The organism is Mycolicibacterium sediminis (assembly GCF_010731735.1).
Lineage (GTDB): Bacteria > Actinomycetota > Actinomycetes > Mycobacteriales > Mycobacteriaceae > Mycobacterium > Mycobacterium sediminis.
Genome location: NZ_AP022588.1, coordinates 477,758 through 490,744 on the forward strand (window position 1 = coordinate 477,758; position 12,987 = coordinate 490,744).

The 12,987-nt window shown below is 68.3% G+C and carries 14 protein-coding genes; 4 read left to right on the forward strand and 10 right to left on the reverse strand.

Annotation, left to right across the window (positions count from 1 at the left end):
* Positions 1-36: 36 nt before the first annotated feature.
* The 5 genes from G6N64_RS02395 to G6N64_RS02415 form a co-directional block, all read right to left on the reverse strand.
* Positions 37-690 (reverse strand): sensor domain-containing protein, encoded by a 654-nt coding sequence (locus G6N64_RS02395; protein ID WP_163801379.1) that lies wholly within the window; start codon positions 688-690, stop codon positions 37-39.
* The gene (locus tag G6N64_RS02400) at positions 687-1,127 is read right to left on the reverse strand and encodes an organic hydroperoxide resistance protein (RefSeq protein ID WP_281361477.1); all 441 of its coding nucleotides are present in this window, start codon (positions 1,125-1,127) and stop codon (positions 687-689) included. The genes G6N64_RS02395 and G6N64_RS02400 overlap by 4 nt, the downstream gene beginning before the upstream one ends.
* A 30-nt stretch (positions 1,128-1,157) precedes the next feature.
* Entirely contained in the window at positions 1,158-1,649 is a 492-nt protein-coding gene (locus G6N64_RS02405; protein ID WP_246230895.1) for a hypothetical protein, read from the reverse strand.
* A gap of 264 nt (positions 1,650-1,913) precedes the next feature.
* Positions 1,914-3,362 (reverse strand): catalase, encoded by a 1,449-nt coding sequence (locus G6N64_RS02410; RefSeq protein WP_163795442.1) that lies wholly within the window; start codon positions 3,360-3,362, stop codon positions 1,914-1,916.
* Positions 3,363-3,454: 92 nt separating this feature from the next.
* A complete protein-coding gene (locus tag G6N64_RS02415) occupies positions 3,455-3,961 on the reverse strand; it encodes a hypothetical protein (RefSeq protein WP_163795443.1) in 507 nt (168 codons plus the stop codon).
* 162 nt (positions 3,962-4,123) lie between these two features.
* Between G6N64_RS02415 and G6N64_RS02420 the strand changes: the two genes are divergently transcribed.
* Positions 4,124-4,294: a CsbD family protein gene (locus G6N64_RS02420; protein WP_163795444.1), complete on the forward strand. Its 171-nt coding sequence runs from the start codon at positions 4,124-4,126 to the stop codon at positions 4,292-4,294.
* Positions 4,295-4,344: 50 nt separating this feature from the next.
* Here the strand turns inward: G6N64_RS02420 and G6N64_RS02425 are convergent, their stop codons facing one another.
* The 3 genes from G6N64_RS02425 to G6N64_RS02435 all read right to left on the reverse strand — a co-directional run bounded on the left by G6N64_RS02425 (position 4,345) and on the right by G6N64_RS02435 (position 7,799).
* Entirely contained in the window at positions 4,345-5,382 is a 1,038-nt protein-coding gene (locus G6N64_RS02425; protein WP_174266914.1) for a DUF4185 domain-containing protein, read from the reverse strand.
* A 116-nt stretch (positions 5,383-5,498) separates the two neighbouring features.
* Positions 5,499-6,533, reverse strand: coding sequence for an aspartate-semialdehyde dehydrogenase (locus G6N64_RS02430; protein WP_163795445.1), 1,035 nt, complete (start codon positions 6,531-6,533; stop codon positions 5,499-5,501).
* On the reverse strand, positions 6,534-7,799 hold the full coding sequence (locus G6N64_RS02435; protein WP_163795446.1) for an aspartate kinase: 1,266 nt from the start codon (positions 7,797-7,799) through the stop codon (positions 6,534-6,536).
* A 118-nt stretch (positions 7,800-7,917) separates the two neighbouring features.
* Between G6N64_RS02435 and G6N64_RS02440 the strand changes: the two genes are divergently transcribed.
* Positions 7,918-8,520 carry a nitroreductase family protein gene (locus G6N64_RS02440; protein WP_163795447.1) on the forward strand — a complete coding sequence of 201 codons (603 nt, stop codon included), beginning with the start codon at positions 7,918-7,920 and terminating at the stop codon, positions 8,518-8,520.
* On the opposite strand, the gene G6N64_RS02445 is transcribed toward G6N64_RS02440, so the two are convergent.
* On the reverse strand, positions 8,517-9,500 hold the full coding sequence (locus G6N64_RS02445; RefSeq protein ID WP_163795448.1) for a bile salt hydrolase: 984 nt from the start codon (positions 9,498-9,500) through the stop codon (positions 8,517-8,519). The genes G6N64_RS02440 and G6N64_RS02445 overlap by 4 nt on opposite strands.
* Before the next feature lie 37 nt (positions 9,501-9,537).
* Positions 9,538-10,011, reverse strand: coding sequence for a hypothetical protein (locus G6N64_RS02450; RefSeq protein WP_163795449.1), 474 nt, complete (start codon positions 10,009-10,011; stop codon positions 9,538-9,540).
* A gap of 246 nt (positions 10,012-10,257) precedes the next feature.
* On the opposite strand from G6N64_RS02450, the gene G6N64_RS02455 reads away from it, so the two are divergent.
* Together G6N64_RS02455 and glnT are read left to right on the forward strand one after the other, a co-directional pair.
* Positions 10,258-11,511, forward strand: a complete 1,254-nt coding sequence (locus G6N64_RS02455) for an ammonium transporter (protein ID WP_163801382.1) — start codon at positions 10,258-10,260, stop codon at positions 11,509-11,511.
* A 117-nt stretch (positions 11,512-11,628) separates the two neighbouring features.
* Positions 11,629-12,942, forward strand: coding sequence for a type III glutamate--ammonia ligase (gene glnT, locus G6N64_RS02460; RefSeq protein ID WP_163795450.1), 1,314 nt, complete (start codon positions 11,629-11,631; stop codon positions 12,940-12,942).
* Positions 12,943-12,987: the final 45 nt, after the last annotated feature.

The window sequence follows — 12,987 nt, forward strand, 5'->3', positions numbered from 1 at the left end:
CCAGGAGTCATCGCCGAACGCCACGTCCTGCCGTCGCTACTGGCCGAGTGCGTTCTGCATCGCCCCGGCGAGCACGTTCACGGCGGGTCCTCCGTTGCCCGGCTGGCACACCTTGGCCTGCAGCAGGACGTTCTCCCGCAGCCGCGTCTGAATGAAGCATCGCCGGTCCGTACCCGCTTCCTGCTTCACCCATGCCACGTCGGTGCCCGTGGGGGGATTACCGGAGAATGACCAGACCTGGGTGACGAAGCCGTCGAGGTGCATCGCGGTGGTCTGACCGGCGCACCCCTGGGTCCGGTCGACCAGGCGGCGGAACGCCCGGTCGGCGGCGTCGTTGGTGGCGAAGACGCCGACCGCCTGCTTCACCAGGTTGGTGTCGTCGTCCGCGGCCCGCTGTGCCACGGCGCCGTTGAACGATGCGAGGTCGGGATCTGCGTAGACGTCGGGCAGGCCGACGTCGGCGAAGTCGTTGCAGCGGGCGTCGTCGACGTAGAACGCCTGGAAGGGCGCGGTGAAGGTGGACTCCCAGCGCATCGGGGCCCCCACCACGTTGCCCACCGAGCCCTTGCCGAGCACCGCGTAGTTGACCACGCCGGGGTCCGACGGGCGGGCGGAGGCCGGAACGGCGGTCGTCAGCGCCACGGCGAGGACCGCCAGTCCAGCCCCCCAGGCGGCCGGCCGCACCGTCAGACCTTCGCCGTCAGCTTGACGTCGATGTTGCCGCGTGTCGCCTTCGAGTACGGGCACACCTCGTGCGCCTTCTCCATCAGCGCGTCCGCCGCGTCCTGCTCCAGGCCGGGGAGGTAGCCGAGCAGGTGCGCCGTCAGACCGAAGCCGCCGTCTGAACCCTCCCCGACGTCCTTGCCGAAGCCGATCTGCGCGGTGATTCCCGACGCGTCGTCGATGGTGACCTTCTCGTTCTTCGCGACCAGGCGCAGCGCGCCGAGGAAGCAGGCCGACCAGCCCGCCGAGAACAGCAGCTCGGGATTCACGCCCTCGCCGCTGCCGCCCATCTCCTTGGGCGGCCGGGTGTTGAGGTCGATCTTGCCGTCGGTGGACTTGACGTGGCCGTCCCGGCCTCCGCCGGTGGCCGTGGACTCTGCGGTGTAGACGACGTCGATGCTCACGCGTTCGATCATGCCAGTCGTGGGTCTGCGTCAGTAGATGGTGAGCGTGCAGTACGTCCTTGCCGGCGACGGGTAGGGCCACGCGAACTGGCCGGACGCGGACGGGCACGCTCGCTGATCCCGGACGTCGAGACGCTGGGTGACCTGGACGAGCAGGCCATCCTGTCCGCGATCGGTGCAGTCGGCGCGCTCCAGCACGCCGACCGGCATCTCCATGACGTAGCAGTGGTCGGCGACGAGGTTGGGCACCAGGCAGAGCCGCTTCGTGGTGGGGTCGACGGTGTCCGCCGACAGGTGCTGGTACTCCGCGCTGGGGCAGGCTCCCGAGTCGTCGGCGGTCGCCCCCACCGTGTAGCTCGGGTCGATGCTGCAGGGCACCTCGGCCGCGCGCAGTGATCCGGGTCCGTCGGGGGTGCCCGAGGGGATCTCGACGCAGTCGCCCACCTCGAAGACGTCCATCGTCGCCCGCTCGACGGGTGCGGGTGTGGTTCCACAACCGACGAGCACTGTGGCTGCTGCCATCACTGCGACCGCCACCCGCTGGACCCGCCCGACACGCGTCATGGGTAGCGAATCTTCCACGGATGAGACCGTTACGCCACAGCAACCACAAAGTTCTCAATGGTCCCACAGACCACAGCAGAATTACAAGAGTGCGATTCGACCGGCGTGTCGCGGGGCCACTGCACCCCCGCTACACCCCTTCAACGCCGAAACTGCGGGGAGATCGCTTCCCTGGCCGAGAAGTCGATCTCCCCGCAGTCTGGAGGCGGGAAGGTCGTGCCGTCAGCCCTTACCGGCGCGCACGCCCTCCTCGACCTTCTTGCCGAGATCAGGGTCGACGTTGGTCCAGTATTCGAAGACCCGCGACAGCACCGGCTCCTTCACGCCGTCCGAGACGTGACCGATGATGTTCTGCGCCAGACGATCCCGCTGTTCTTCGGTCATGACGTCCCGGACCAGGGTGCCTGCCTGACTCCAGTCGTCGTCCTCGGGCCGCAGCGTGTAGGCCGTCCGCACCATGTCGCCGTCGGACGACCAGTGCACCTCGGCGGCCCGCGCGGGATCTGCCACCGGCCCACCCATCGAGTTGGGCGCGTACACCGGATCGGTGGCGAGCTTCATCCGCATCGCCCCGTCCTTCGAGTACGCGTTGACCTCGACCTTGGGCTCGTTCACCGGAATCTGCTTGTAGTTCACGCCGAGTCGAGCCCGATGTGCGTCGGAATACGAGAAGCCGCGCGCCAGCAGCATCTTGTCCGGTGACAGTCCCGTCCCCGGCACGATGTTGTTGGGTTCGAACGCCGCCTGCTCGATCTGGGAGTGATAGTCGACGACGTTGCGGTTGAGCGTCAGCTTGCCGACGTCGATCAACGGGTAGTCGTCGTGCGACCACACCTTGGTCAGGTCGAACGGGTTGATGCGGTAGGTCTTGGCGTCCTCGAACGGCATGATCTGCATCTTCAACGACCAGCTGGGGTGGTCCCCCGCCTCGATCGAGTCGTAGAGGTCGCGCTGGTGGTAGTCGGCGTCCTGGCCGGCGAGACGGTCGGCGTCCTCCTGGGTCAGGAAGTCGATGCCCTGATCGGTCTTGAAGTGGTACTTCACCCAGAACAGCTCGTCGTTCGCGTTGAGCCAGCTGTAGGTGTGGCTGGAGTAACCGTTCATGTGACGCCACGTCTTCGGGATGCCGCGGTCGCCCATCAGCCAGGTCACCTGGTGCGCCGACTCGGGCACCAGCGTCCAGAAGTCCCACTGCATGTTGTGGTCGCGGAGGTTGTTCGCCGCCATGCGCTTCTGGCTGCGGATGAAGTTCTGGAACTTCATCGGGTCACGGATGAAGAACACCGGGGTGTTGTTGCCGACGAGGTCGAAGTTGCCCTCGTCGGTGTAGAACTTCAGCGAGAAACCCCGCGGGTCCCGCCACGTGTCTGGGCTGCCGCGCTCCCCCGCCACCGTGGAGAACCTCGCCACGACCTCGGTCTTCGCGCCCATCTGGAACAGGCCGGCCTTGGTGTACTGGCTGACGTCGTGCGTCACCTCGAACTGACCGAACGCGCCGCCGCCCTTCGCGTGGGGCTGGCGCTCCGGGATCCGCTCGCGGTTGAAGTTGGCCATCTGCTCGATCAGGTAGTGGTCCTGCAGCAGGATCGGCCCGTCGGGTCCCACCGAGAGCGAATGCTCCACGCTGGGTACCGGCACACCGCCGTCTGTCGTGGCGATCTTCTCGGTCATGTCATCTCCTCGTGGTCGGCGGGGGCTGGGCCGCCGACATACCTGGGGTGTCCTTGTCGCGGGTACCCCAGGACCGTACGACTGGAAACGGCTCAGCGCGGCGGAGTCGGCAGCGTGCTCGGCGATTGACCGGAACCGCGGGGTCCATCCGGGCCGAACGACCCGCCCGGGCCGCCTGGCGCGAACACGCCACCGGGCCCTCCGGGTGCGAACTCGCCGCCAGGTCCACCGGGAAAGACGAAGCCGGGACCGGGTCGCAGCATCGGGCCCATCGGGAACACCTGCGGCGGCGGTCCGTCCCGGCGGGCCATCGCGTCGCCACGGTCGGCGCCGCCGTGCTGGCCCGAGTGGGCGCCCAGCATGAAGCCCGTGCCGAAGATGATCGCGACGATGAACACCGCGCCGGCCGCGATGCCCACCCACGCCGCCACGAGCGGAACCCGGCTCGGCCGTTGCTGTGGCGCTGCGGGCACGACGTAGCCGGGCGGCGGTCCGTACTGCGGCGGGGCGACGGGCTGGATGGGGCCGGTGACGGGCTCGGAGGGCGTTTCTCCCGCCGGACGTTCGGGGGGCGTCGAGGACGGGGTCGGTTCGCTCATGGCTCCGATGGTGGTCGTCGAGGCCAAGCATCGGCGGAGAACCGCATATGAATCGCCTGTGAAGACGGCCGGACGGCGCCGCGGCCGGTTTCGTCGCGAGCGTCAGGAGGTACCCGCCCATCACGCTCGGATTCTCCGAGCAGTGAGAAGAAGGAGTCGAACATGAGCTTTGTCGACAAGGCCAAGAACAAGGCCGAGGATCTCGGCGGCCAGGCCAAGGAGAAGGCCGGCGACGCCACGGGCGACGAGAGCACCAAGAACGAGGGCAAGGCCGACCAGGTCAAGGCCAACCTCAAGGACGCCGGCGAAAAGGTGAAGGACGCCTTCAAGTAGCACCTGCGTTGATCGGGCCCGTCACCCCTGGGTGGCGGGCTCGATCGCGTTCAGGGCCGCAGCGGATTCACCGCGTACTGGATCACCCGGTAGGGCGCGTTGTCCCCGCGGGGCGTGGTATTCCACTGACTGACGAAGACGCGCACCTCGTCGATCGTCGAGCCCGGTGAGATGTAACCGCCGCAGGGCTGGGCCAACCGGTTGTCCGTGGGCGCCGGGAGGTCGTCGGCGCGTTCGGGCCAGTCCGCCGCCACCACGACCGTGGTGACCGGCGCAGTGCCGAGCAGCGTGGGGTCGTCGGCGACGCGGATCTCCATGTTGCCGGTGCTGGCGTTGAAGTACGACAGCACGGTCATGCCGTCGATCTGGCGAATGCTCATCTCGCCCACCGCGCCGTCCCAGAGCGGCGTCGGGGGCTTGCCCCAGCCGCCCATCGGCCCAGCCCATGCCTGCCACGAGCTGCGATCGGTGAAGTTCTGCGGTGTCGCGCGGTACAGCTCGACGGGTCCGCTGCGATCGAAGTCGTTCGCCACCACGTACACCCAGCCGCGTTCGGAGTCCGGCCGCGGAATCGGATCGTAGTAGCCGCTGATCTGCGACTGCCTACCCTCGGCCCACGCCGCGTCTCGCTGCGAGCCCGGGACGGTCGGCCAGTCACCCTGCGCCGCAACGGCCTTGACGAGCCGGGACGTCGCGGGCACCAGGTCCTTCGTGGTGGTGACGAGCAGGTAGTTCTCGCGGTTGATCGAGACGATGCCGGCCGGTAGTTGCGAGGTACCCGGCGCGGACCGGTCTGCCAGCAGCGGGGTGTCCACACCGGTGACGCCGTCATATCTCACCCCCGCCGGATCGTCGATCGAGTCGGTCTCGACGTGCAGCGCAATCGGTGAGAAGTGCCGCCCGAACGCCACTCCCTGCCCGGCGAAGCTGTCGCCGCACACCTGCAGGATGCCGCTGGGGAACTCCATGAACTCGCAGAGGTCCGTGGCGCCGATGCCGTAATCGCGTGTCGGCGTTCCGGTTCCCGCGGTTGGACCGATGCGGATCACCTGGCCGGGCAGCAGCGGCGGCAGCGCGGGACCGGGCATCGGTGCCGGCGGGTCGGCACGAGCCAGGGGCGCAGCAGCCAACAGCACCACCCCGACGATCGCCGTCAGCCGTGCCGCACGGCCGGACCGCCTGACGCGCACCGACAACCGGCGTCTCAGAGTTGGGCGGCGAGCAGCTCGGCGATCTGAATAGTGTTCAAGGCGGCGCCCTTTCGGAGGTTGTCGCCGGACACGAACAGCGCCAGCCCGCGGCCCTCCGGCACGCCCGGATCCTGCCGGATGCGGCCGACCAGTGAGTCGTCCTCACCGGCTGCCGCCAGCGGGGTCGGCACGTCGACGTAGGTCACACCCGGCGCGGCGGAGAGTAGTTCGCGTGCGCGCTCGGGGGTGATCGGACGCTCGAACTCGACGTTGATCGACAGCGAGTGACCGGTGTACACCGGGACCCGCACGCAGGTCCCGCTCACCGCGAGATCCGGCAGGCCGAGGATCTTGCGGCTCTCGTTGCGCAGCTTCTGGTCCTCGTCGGTCTCGCCGGATCCGTCGTCGACGAGCGACCCGGCCAGCGGAATCACGTTGAACGCGATGGGCGCGACGTACTTGTCCGGCGCGGGGTAGGTCAGTGCCGACCCGTCGTGCACCAGATCACGGCTGTCGGCGACGACGGCGGACGCCTGGCCGAACAGCTCCTCGACGCCGGCCAGCCCGCTACCCGAGACCGCCTGGTAGGTCGAGGCGATCATCCTGGTCAGCCCGGCCTCGTCGTGCAGGACCTTGAGTACCGGCATGGCGGCCATGGTGGTGCAGTTCGGGTTGGCGATGATGCCTTTGGGCCGGTTGCCGGCGTCGCGTTCGAAGTTCACCTCGCTGACGATCAGCGGGACCTCCGGGTCCTTGCGCCACGCCGACGAGTTGTCGACGACGACGGCACCCGCGGCCGCGAAGCGCGGCGCCTGCACCCGCGACATCGTGGCGCCCGCGGAGAACAGCGCGATGTCGAGGCCGCTGGGATCCGCGGTCTCGGAGTTCTCGACCTCGATCTCCTGGCCGCGGAACGTCAGCTTCTTGCCCTCGGACCGCGCCGAGGCGAAGAACCGCACGCTGGTCGCCGGGAAGTCACGCTCCTCGAGCAGGCGACGCATCACCTGACCCACCTGGCCGGTCGCACCCACTACGCCGATCGACACCATTTAGATCCCACTCCCCGCGTACACGACCGCGACCTCTTCGCCGCCCAGGCCGAAGGCCTCGTGCAGCGCGGCGACGGCCTTGTCCAGTTCGGTGTCCTTGACCAGCACCGAGATTCGGATCTCCGAGGTGGAGATCAGGTCGATGTTCACGCCGACGTCGGCCAGCGCCTCGCAGAAGGTGGCCGTCACGCCGGGATGACTGCGCATGCCCGCACCGACCAGCGACACCTTGCCGATGTGATCGTCGTACAGCACTGCGCTGAAACCGATCTCGTCCTTCAGCGCCGTCAGCTTCTCGACGGCGCCCGGTCCGCTCTCCCGCGAGCACGTGAACGTGATGTCGGTCTTGCCGTCCTCGATCTTGCTGATGTTCTGCAACACCATGTCGATGTTGACGTCGGCATCGGCGACCGCACGGAACACCTGAGCGGCGTAGCCCGGGACGTCGGGCAGACCGACGACGGTGACCTTCGCCTCGCTGCGGTCGTGGGCCACCCCGGTGAGAATGGCATCTTCCATGGGGATGTCCTCCATCGATCCTGTGACGAGCGTGCCTGGCTTGTCGGAGTACGACGACCGGACGTGTATCGGAACGTCGTAGCGGCGGGCGTATTCCACGCACCGCAGCATCAGCACCTTGGCGCCCGCGGCGGCCATCTCGAGCATCTCCTCGAAGGAGACGGTCGCGAGGTGGCGGGCGTTGGGGACGATGCGCGGGTCCGCGGTGAAGATGCCGTCGACGTCGGTGTAGATCTCGCACACGTCGGCGTCGAGCGCCGCGGCGAGCGCGACGGCGGTGGTGTCCGACCCGCCGCGGCCCAGCGTGGTGACGTCCTTGCTGTCCTGGCTCACGCCTTGGAAGCCGGCCACCAGGACGATCAGCCCCTCGTCGAGCGCCTCGCGCAGACGGCCGGGGGTGACGTCGATGATCTTGGCGTTGCCGTGCGTGCTGGTGGTGATGACGCCTGCCTGCGATCCGGTGAAGGAGCGGGCCTCGGCTCCGAGCGAGGAGATCGCCATCGCGACGAGTGCGTTGGAGATGCGTTCACCCGAGGTGAGCAGCATGTCCATCTCGCGCGCCGGGGGTGCGGGGTTGACCTGCCGGGCGAGGTCGAGCAGGTCGTCGGTGGTGTCGCCCATCGCGGAGACCACGACGACGACCTCGTTGCCGGCCTTCTTGGTCTCGACGATGCGTTCGGCGACGCGTCGGATTCTGTCGGCGTCGGCCACCGACGAACCGCCGTACTTCTGGACGACGAGCGCCACGACGAGCCTCTCTGCATACTCGGGGATTCCCCCGGGGTCACCTACCGTGATTCCCGTCAAGGATAAGGGGTACCCGCACCTGATTTTGCCCGTGCGGCCGCCGGTAGCGTGAGGCACCGTGACCGCCCGCCCCGCCGACCGGTCGGCCAAGACCCAGGTCCCCATCCACCCGGACCTCGCCGCGCGGTGGAGCCCGCGGGCGTTCGACCCCCATAGCCACGTCTCCGATCAACAGCTGACCGCGCTGCTCGAGGCGGCGCGATGGTCCGCGACCTGGGGAAACCGGCAGCCCGTCCGGTTCGTCGTGGGCCTGCGCGACGACGCGACGTTCACGGCGCTCGCAGCCACGCTGAAGCGCGGCAACTCCTACGCGCGCGCTGCGGGCGCGCTGATCCTGGTCTGCGCCGACGAGGGCGACGACGAGAAGACCGCGCTCTACTCCGCGGTCGACGCGGGGGCCGCGATCGCGAACCTGACGGTCGAGGCGGTGTCGCGGGGGTTGGTCGTGCATCCCATGGCCGGCTTCGACGCCGATGCCGCCCGTGCCGAGTTCGGCGTCCCCGACGGCGCGCGGCCGATCGCGATCCTCGCGGTGGGGACGCTGGGTGACTACGCCGACGCTGCGCCCGAGATAGTCGAGCGGGACTCCCGGCCGCGTGAACGCCTGCCGCTGGAGGAGATCGCGTTCGCCGGCCGCTGGGGCGTACCGCTGAAGGACTAGCCCACCGCGAGGAACGTGAACGGGGCGGCCTGCTCGAAGTTCGAACTGGCGTCGCCGGCGTAGATCGTCTTCTCCCCCTCGCCGAGGCTGAGCTTGCACACCGGCGCACCCTCGGTGAAGTCCATGTTCTTCAGCTCGACCCAGAACGTGTTGGGCGACAGCGCGGACTCGAAGAAGTACCGCAGCGCCTTGTGGTCGATCGCGGTCCGCCAGCGCGTCGAGGAGATGTTGGGTTCGTCCGACGTCGCGATGCCGTACGGGGCGGACACGTTGCGCATCACACTCAGTACCGAGGCGGCCGCCACCAGCGGGTCGTCGGTCTTGGGGATGGCGTCGACGTAGAACGAGGCGCGCACGAACCGGTCGGCGGCGCGACTGGTGCCGGGCAGCATCACCGTGCCGCCGATCTCCTTCCAGTACTCGGTGATCGCGAGTTGCTTGGAGAAGATCGGTGAGTTCGTCATGACCTGGTACTGCCTGCCGTGGTGGATCACCTGCTGGCCGTCGATGTACTCGACGATGGCGCTGTCCCCGCTGGGGTCCGAGATCGCCAGGTGCACCGTCGCCGACAGGCCCTGACCCGGGATCTCCGCTGTGGCCACCCGCAGGGGCGTCGCCGTCAGCGCCGTCACCGCATCCGAGACGGTCGCGAAGTTGTCCAGGACGTACTGGCCCCACAGCGACACCGAGACGGCGGGGCCGTCGGCGGTCGCCGCCGGGTACTCCGATTCGGCCAGCCACAACAGGTTGACGGCCAGACCGACTTCGTTGACGCCGTCGGTGGTCGCGATGTCGAAGCCCGAGGCCATCACGCTGCCGTACGTCGACGTCCACTCCGGGGAGCCCGGCCCGGCCTCTCCGGTGCGCGTCATCCCGCGCGGGAACGCCCACAGGCTGGTCCCCATCTCGGTCTTCCAGTCCATCGAGCGACCGGTGACGACACGATCATTGGTTCCGAGATAGACCACCCGAGTGCACACGGGATCACTCTAGGACGGGCAAGCGAGACGAGGGCGTCTACGCCGGGCACGCCTGCGACAGCTGACCGACCCGCGCCTCGTACTCGTCGTTGAAGGCGGTCACCACCATCGCCAGCGCCTGAGGTCCCCCGGCTCCCGGTGCGGTGGTCGCGTTCTTGGCGTTGTAGTCGATCTTCGCCCCGACCAGGCGGTCGACGGTCTTGGCCAGCTCGCGCGCCTGGTCGGCCAGACCCTCCGCGGTCACCTTCGAGGCCCGGTCGGACATCCCGTCGGACCAGGCCCGGTAGTCCATGTCGCTGGGCTCGGTCGCCGACTCGTAGGACCCCTCCTCGGGGACGTGGGTCTTGGCGTTGAGCGCATCTACCTCGGCGTTGTTGTAGGACAGCAGTTCCCGTACGGGCGCACAGTCCGCCGAGGAGTGCTCGTCGCGGAAGAACAGCCACCAGATGCTGCCGCCGACCAGGAAGGCGACGAGCACCACCACGGTGAACAGCGGTCGGCGTCGTCTCACGCCTCGACTCTGGCACGAGGTCCCGAGGCGGCCCCATCCGGTCGTCCGCGAGCCCGCGGGGCCGACGGGCGGTGAACTACGCGTTACGTGGCTCCCAGGATTTGCTACGGGAACTGTTACACCCCGGCAACATCGCGCGTGTTTCCACGTAACACTCGCGTCAGTTACTGCCAGTGAACGGTCCGCCGAGTGGCCGCAACGGGTTCCCAGTGCACGACGCGAGAAGGAAGTACGACGATGGATGTAGTGGATACCGGCACCACGGCTTTCATGCTGTGTTGCATCATCGGGCTGACGCTCATGATCCCGGGCCTCGCCCTGTTCTACGGCGGCATGGTCTCGGTCAAGAGTTCGACGAACATGATGATGATGACCTTCGGCGCGGTAGCCGTGGTCGGCGTCCTCTGGGTGCTCTTCGGCTTCTCGATGGTCTTCGGCACCTCCTACGGCGGCTTCGTCGGCAGCTTCACCGAGTTCGCCGGCATGAAGGATCTGCTGGAGTCGCAGACCACGATCTCGGGACTCCCGGTCAGCCTGTTCGCGCTCTTCCAGGCACTGTTCGCAGCCATCACCGTGGCGCTCATCTCCGGTGCGGTGGCCGACCGGATGAAGTTCGGCGCGTGGATGCTGTTCGCGACCGTCTGGGCGGTGCTGGTGTACTTCCCCGTCGCGCACTGGGTGTTCGCATTCGACGGCGTGGTCACGGAGAACTCGGTCGGCGGCTGGATCGCCAACAGCCTCGGCGCGATCGACTTCGCGGGCGGCACCGCGGTCCACATCAACGCGGGCGCCGCGGCGCTGGCGGTCGCCATCGTGCTCGGCAAGTCCGCGATGTTCGGTCAGCTGCGCAAGCCGCACAACGTGCCGTTGACCCTGCTGGGCGCCGGCCTGCTGTGGGCCGGCTGGTACGCGTTCAACGGCGGATCCGCCCTGGCCGCAGGCAATTCGGCCGCGATCGTCATGGTCACCACCTTCGTCGCGACCTGCGCGGCGACGCTGGCCTGGCTCGCCGTCGAGAAGGTCAAGGACGGGCACGTCACGGGCGTCGGCGCAGCGTCCGGTGCCATCACCGGCCTGGTGGCGATCACCCCCGCCTGTGGGGCTGTCACGCCGGTCGGCGCGATCTTCGTCGGCGCCATCGCCGGCGCGATCTGCGTCTACGCCGTGGGCCTGAAGTCCAAGTTCGGCTATGACGACTCGCTCGACGTCGTCGGCGTCCACCTCGTCGGCGGTGTGGTCGGCACCCTGCTGATCGGCCTGTTCGCCAGCGAGGGCATGCCCAACGGGATCAACGGCCTGTTCTACGGCGGCGGCATCGAGCAGTTGGGCAAGCAGGCGGTCGCCGCGTTCGCCGTCATGGCCTACTCGTTCGTCGTCGCCTTCGCGATCGCCTTCGCCATCAAGAAGACGATGGGCATCCGCGTCTCGCCCGAGGAAGAAGAACAGGGCATCGACGCGGCGTTCCACCGGGAGTCCTCCTACGACATGGCCACCTCGTGACCACGGCCTGACCAGGACACCCCGGTCGGTGCGGTCACCCGCGCCGGCCGGGGTTTCTCGCGCTGCATGTTGTTTCTTACGGTGATACCTTGATTCTTGACAAGAGACGGGACTGACATGACGACCTCCACCGGATCCCTCGCCGAACAGGCCGAGGCCGCGGGCACGAAGTTCATTCTCGCGCTCTTCGTGGATCTCCGCGGCAAGCCCTGCGCAAAGCTGGTCCCGGTCGAGGCGGTCGACCAATTGGCCACCGAGGGAGTCGGTTTCGCGGGCTACGCCGTCGGCGCCATGGGCCAGGAACCCAAGGATCCAGACCTGGTCGCCATCCCCGATCCGGCGTCGTTCACCCCCATCCCGTTCATCAAGGACGGCTTGGCGATCGTCCACTGCGACCCGCACGTCGAGGGCGAGCCGTGGCCGTACGCGCCGCGCGTCATCCTGAAGTCACTCATCGCGCGGGCCGGCGACGCCGGCTTCGAACCGTGGGTCGGCGCCGAGGTGGAGTACTTCCTGCTCAAGCGCAACGGCGACGGCGGCCTGGTCACCGCCGACGCCGACGACACCGCCGACCAACCCTGCTACGACGCCCGCGGCGTCACCCGCATGTACGACCACCTGACCACCATCTCGACGGCCATGAACGCCCTGGGCTGGGGCAACTACGCCAACGATCACGAGGACGGCAACGGGCAATTCGAGCAGAACTTCCAGTTCGCCGACGCCCTGACCACAGCCGACCGCGTCGTCACGCTGCGCTACCTGCTCTCGATGATCGCCGCGGAACGGGGCATGATCGCCACGTTCATGCCCAAGCCGTTCGCCGACCGCACGGGAAGTGGCCTGCACCTGCACCTCTCGCTGACCAGCGGGGGATCGCCGGTGTTCCCCGACGGCACCGACGACCGTGGCCTGGGCCTGTCCGACACCGCCTACGCGTTCATCGGTGGGATCCTCGACCACGCCTGTGCCCTGCAGGCCGTCATCGCACCGACGGTCAACTCCTACAAGCGAACCGGCGCCCTGACGACGGCGTCCGGCGCGTCTTGGGCACCGCGCACTCCGACGTACGGCGGCAACGACCGTACCCACTACGTGCGGGTGCCCGACGATCAGCGGGTCGAACTGCGCGGCGGCGACGGTTCGGCCAACCCGTACCTCGCCATCGCCGGAGCGCTCGGCGCCGGAATCGACGGCATCAAGCGCAGTCTCGACCCCGGCGCGCTGGGCGCAGGCTCCGGCCGGACGCTGCCACCGACCCTGTTGCACGCCATCGACGACCTGCAGGACGACCCCGTGCTCACCGGGGTGCTCGACACCGCGGGCGACGGCGTGTCCGGCTACTTCGCGAACCTCAAGCGCGAGGAGTTCTTCACCTACCACGGCACGGTCAGTCCGTGGGAGGTCGACCAGTACCTCACCGCCTTCTAGCCCATCGCGATTCGTGCACGTTGAGCCGCGCTCACCGCGGATCAA

Coding starts and splice junctions, on each gene's coding strand:
- G6N64_RS02405 (WP_246230895.1), bottom strand. CDS start 1,649: ATGGCAGCAGCCACAGTGCTCGTCGGTTGTGGAACCACACCCGCACCC.
- G6N64_RS02410 (WP_163795442.1), bottom strand. CDS start 3,362: ATGACCGAGAAGATCGCCACGACAGACGGCGGTGTGCCGGTACCCAGC.
- G6N64_RS02415 (WP_163795443.1), bottom strand. CDS start 3,961: ATGAGCGAACCGACCCCGTCCTCGACGCCCCCCGAACGTCCGGCGGGA.
- G6N64_RS02420 (WP_163795444.1), top strand. CDS start 4,124: ATGAGCTTTGTCGACAAGGCCAAGAACAAGGCCGAGGATCTCGGCGGC.
- G6N64_RS02425 (WP_174266914.1), bottom strand. CDS start 5,382: ATGCCCGGTCCCGCGCTGCCGCCGCTGCTGCCCGGCCAGGTGATCCGC.
- G6N64_RS02430 (WP_163795445.1), bottom strand. CDS start 6,533: ATGGTGTCGATCGGCGTAGTGGGTGCGACCGGCCAGGTGGGTCAGGTG.
- glnT (WP_163795450.1), top strand. CDS start 11,629: ATGACGACCTCCACCGGATCCCTCGCCGAACAGGCCGAGGCCGCGGGC.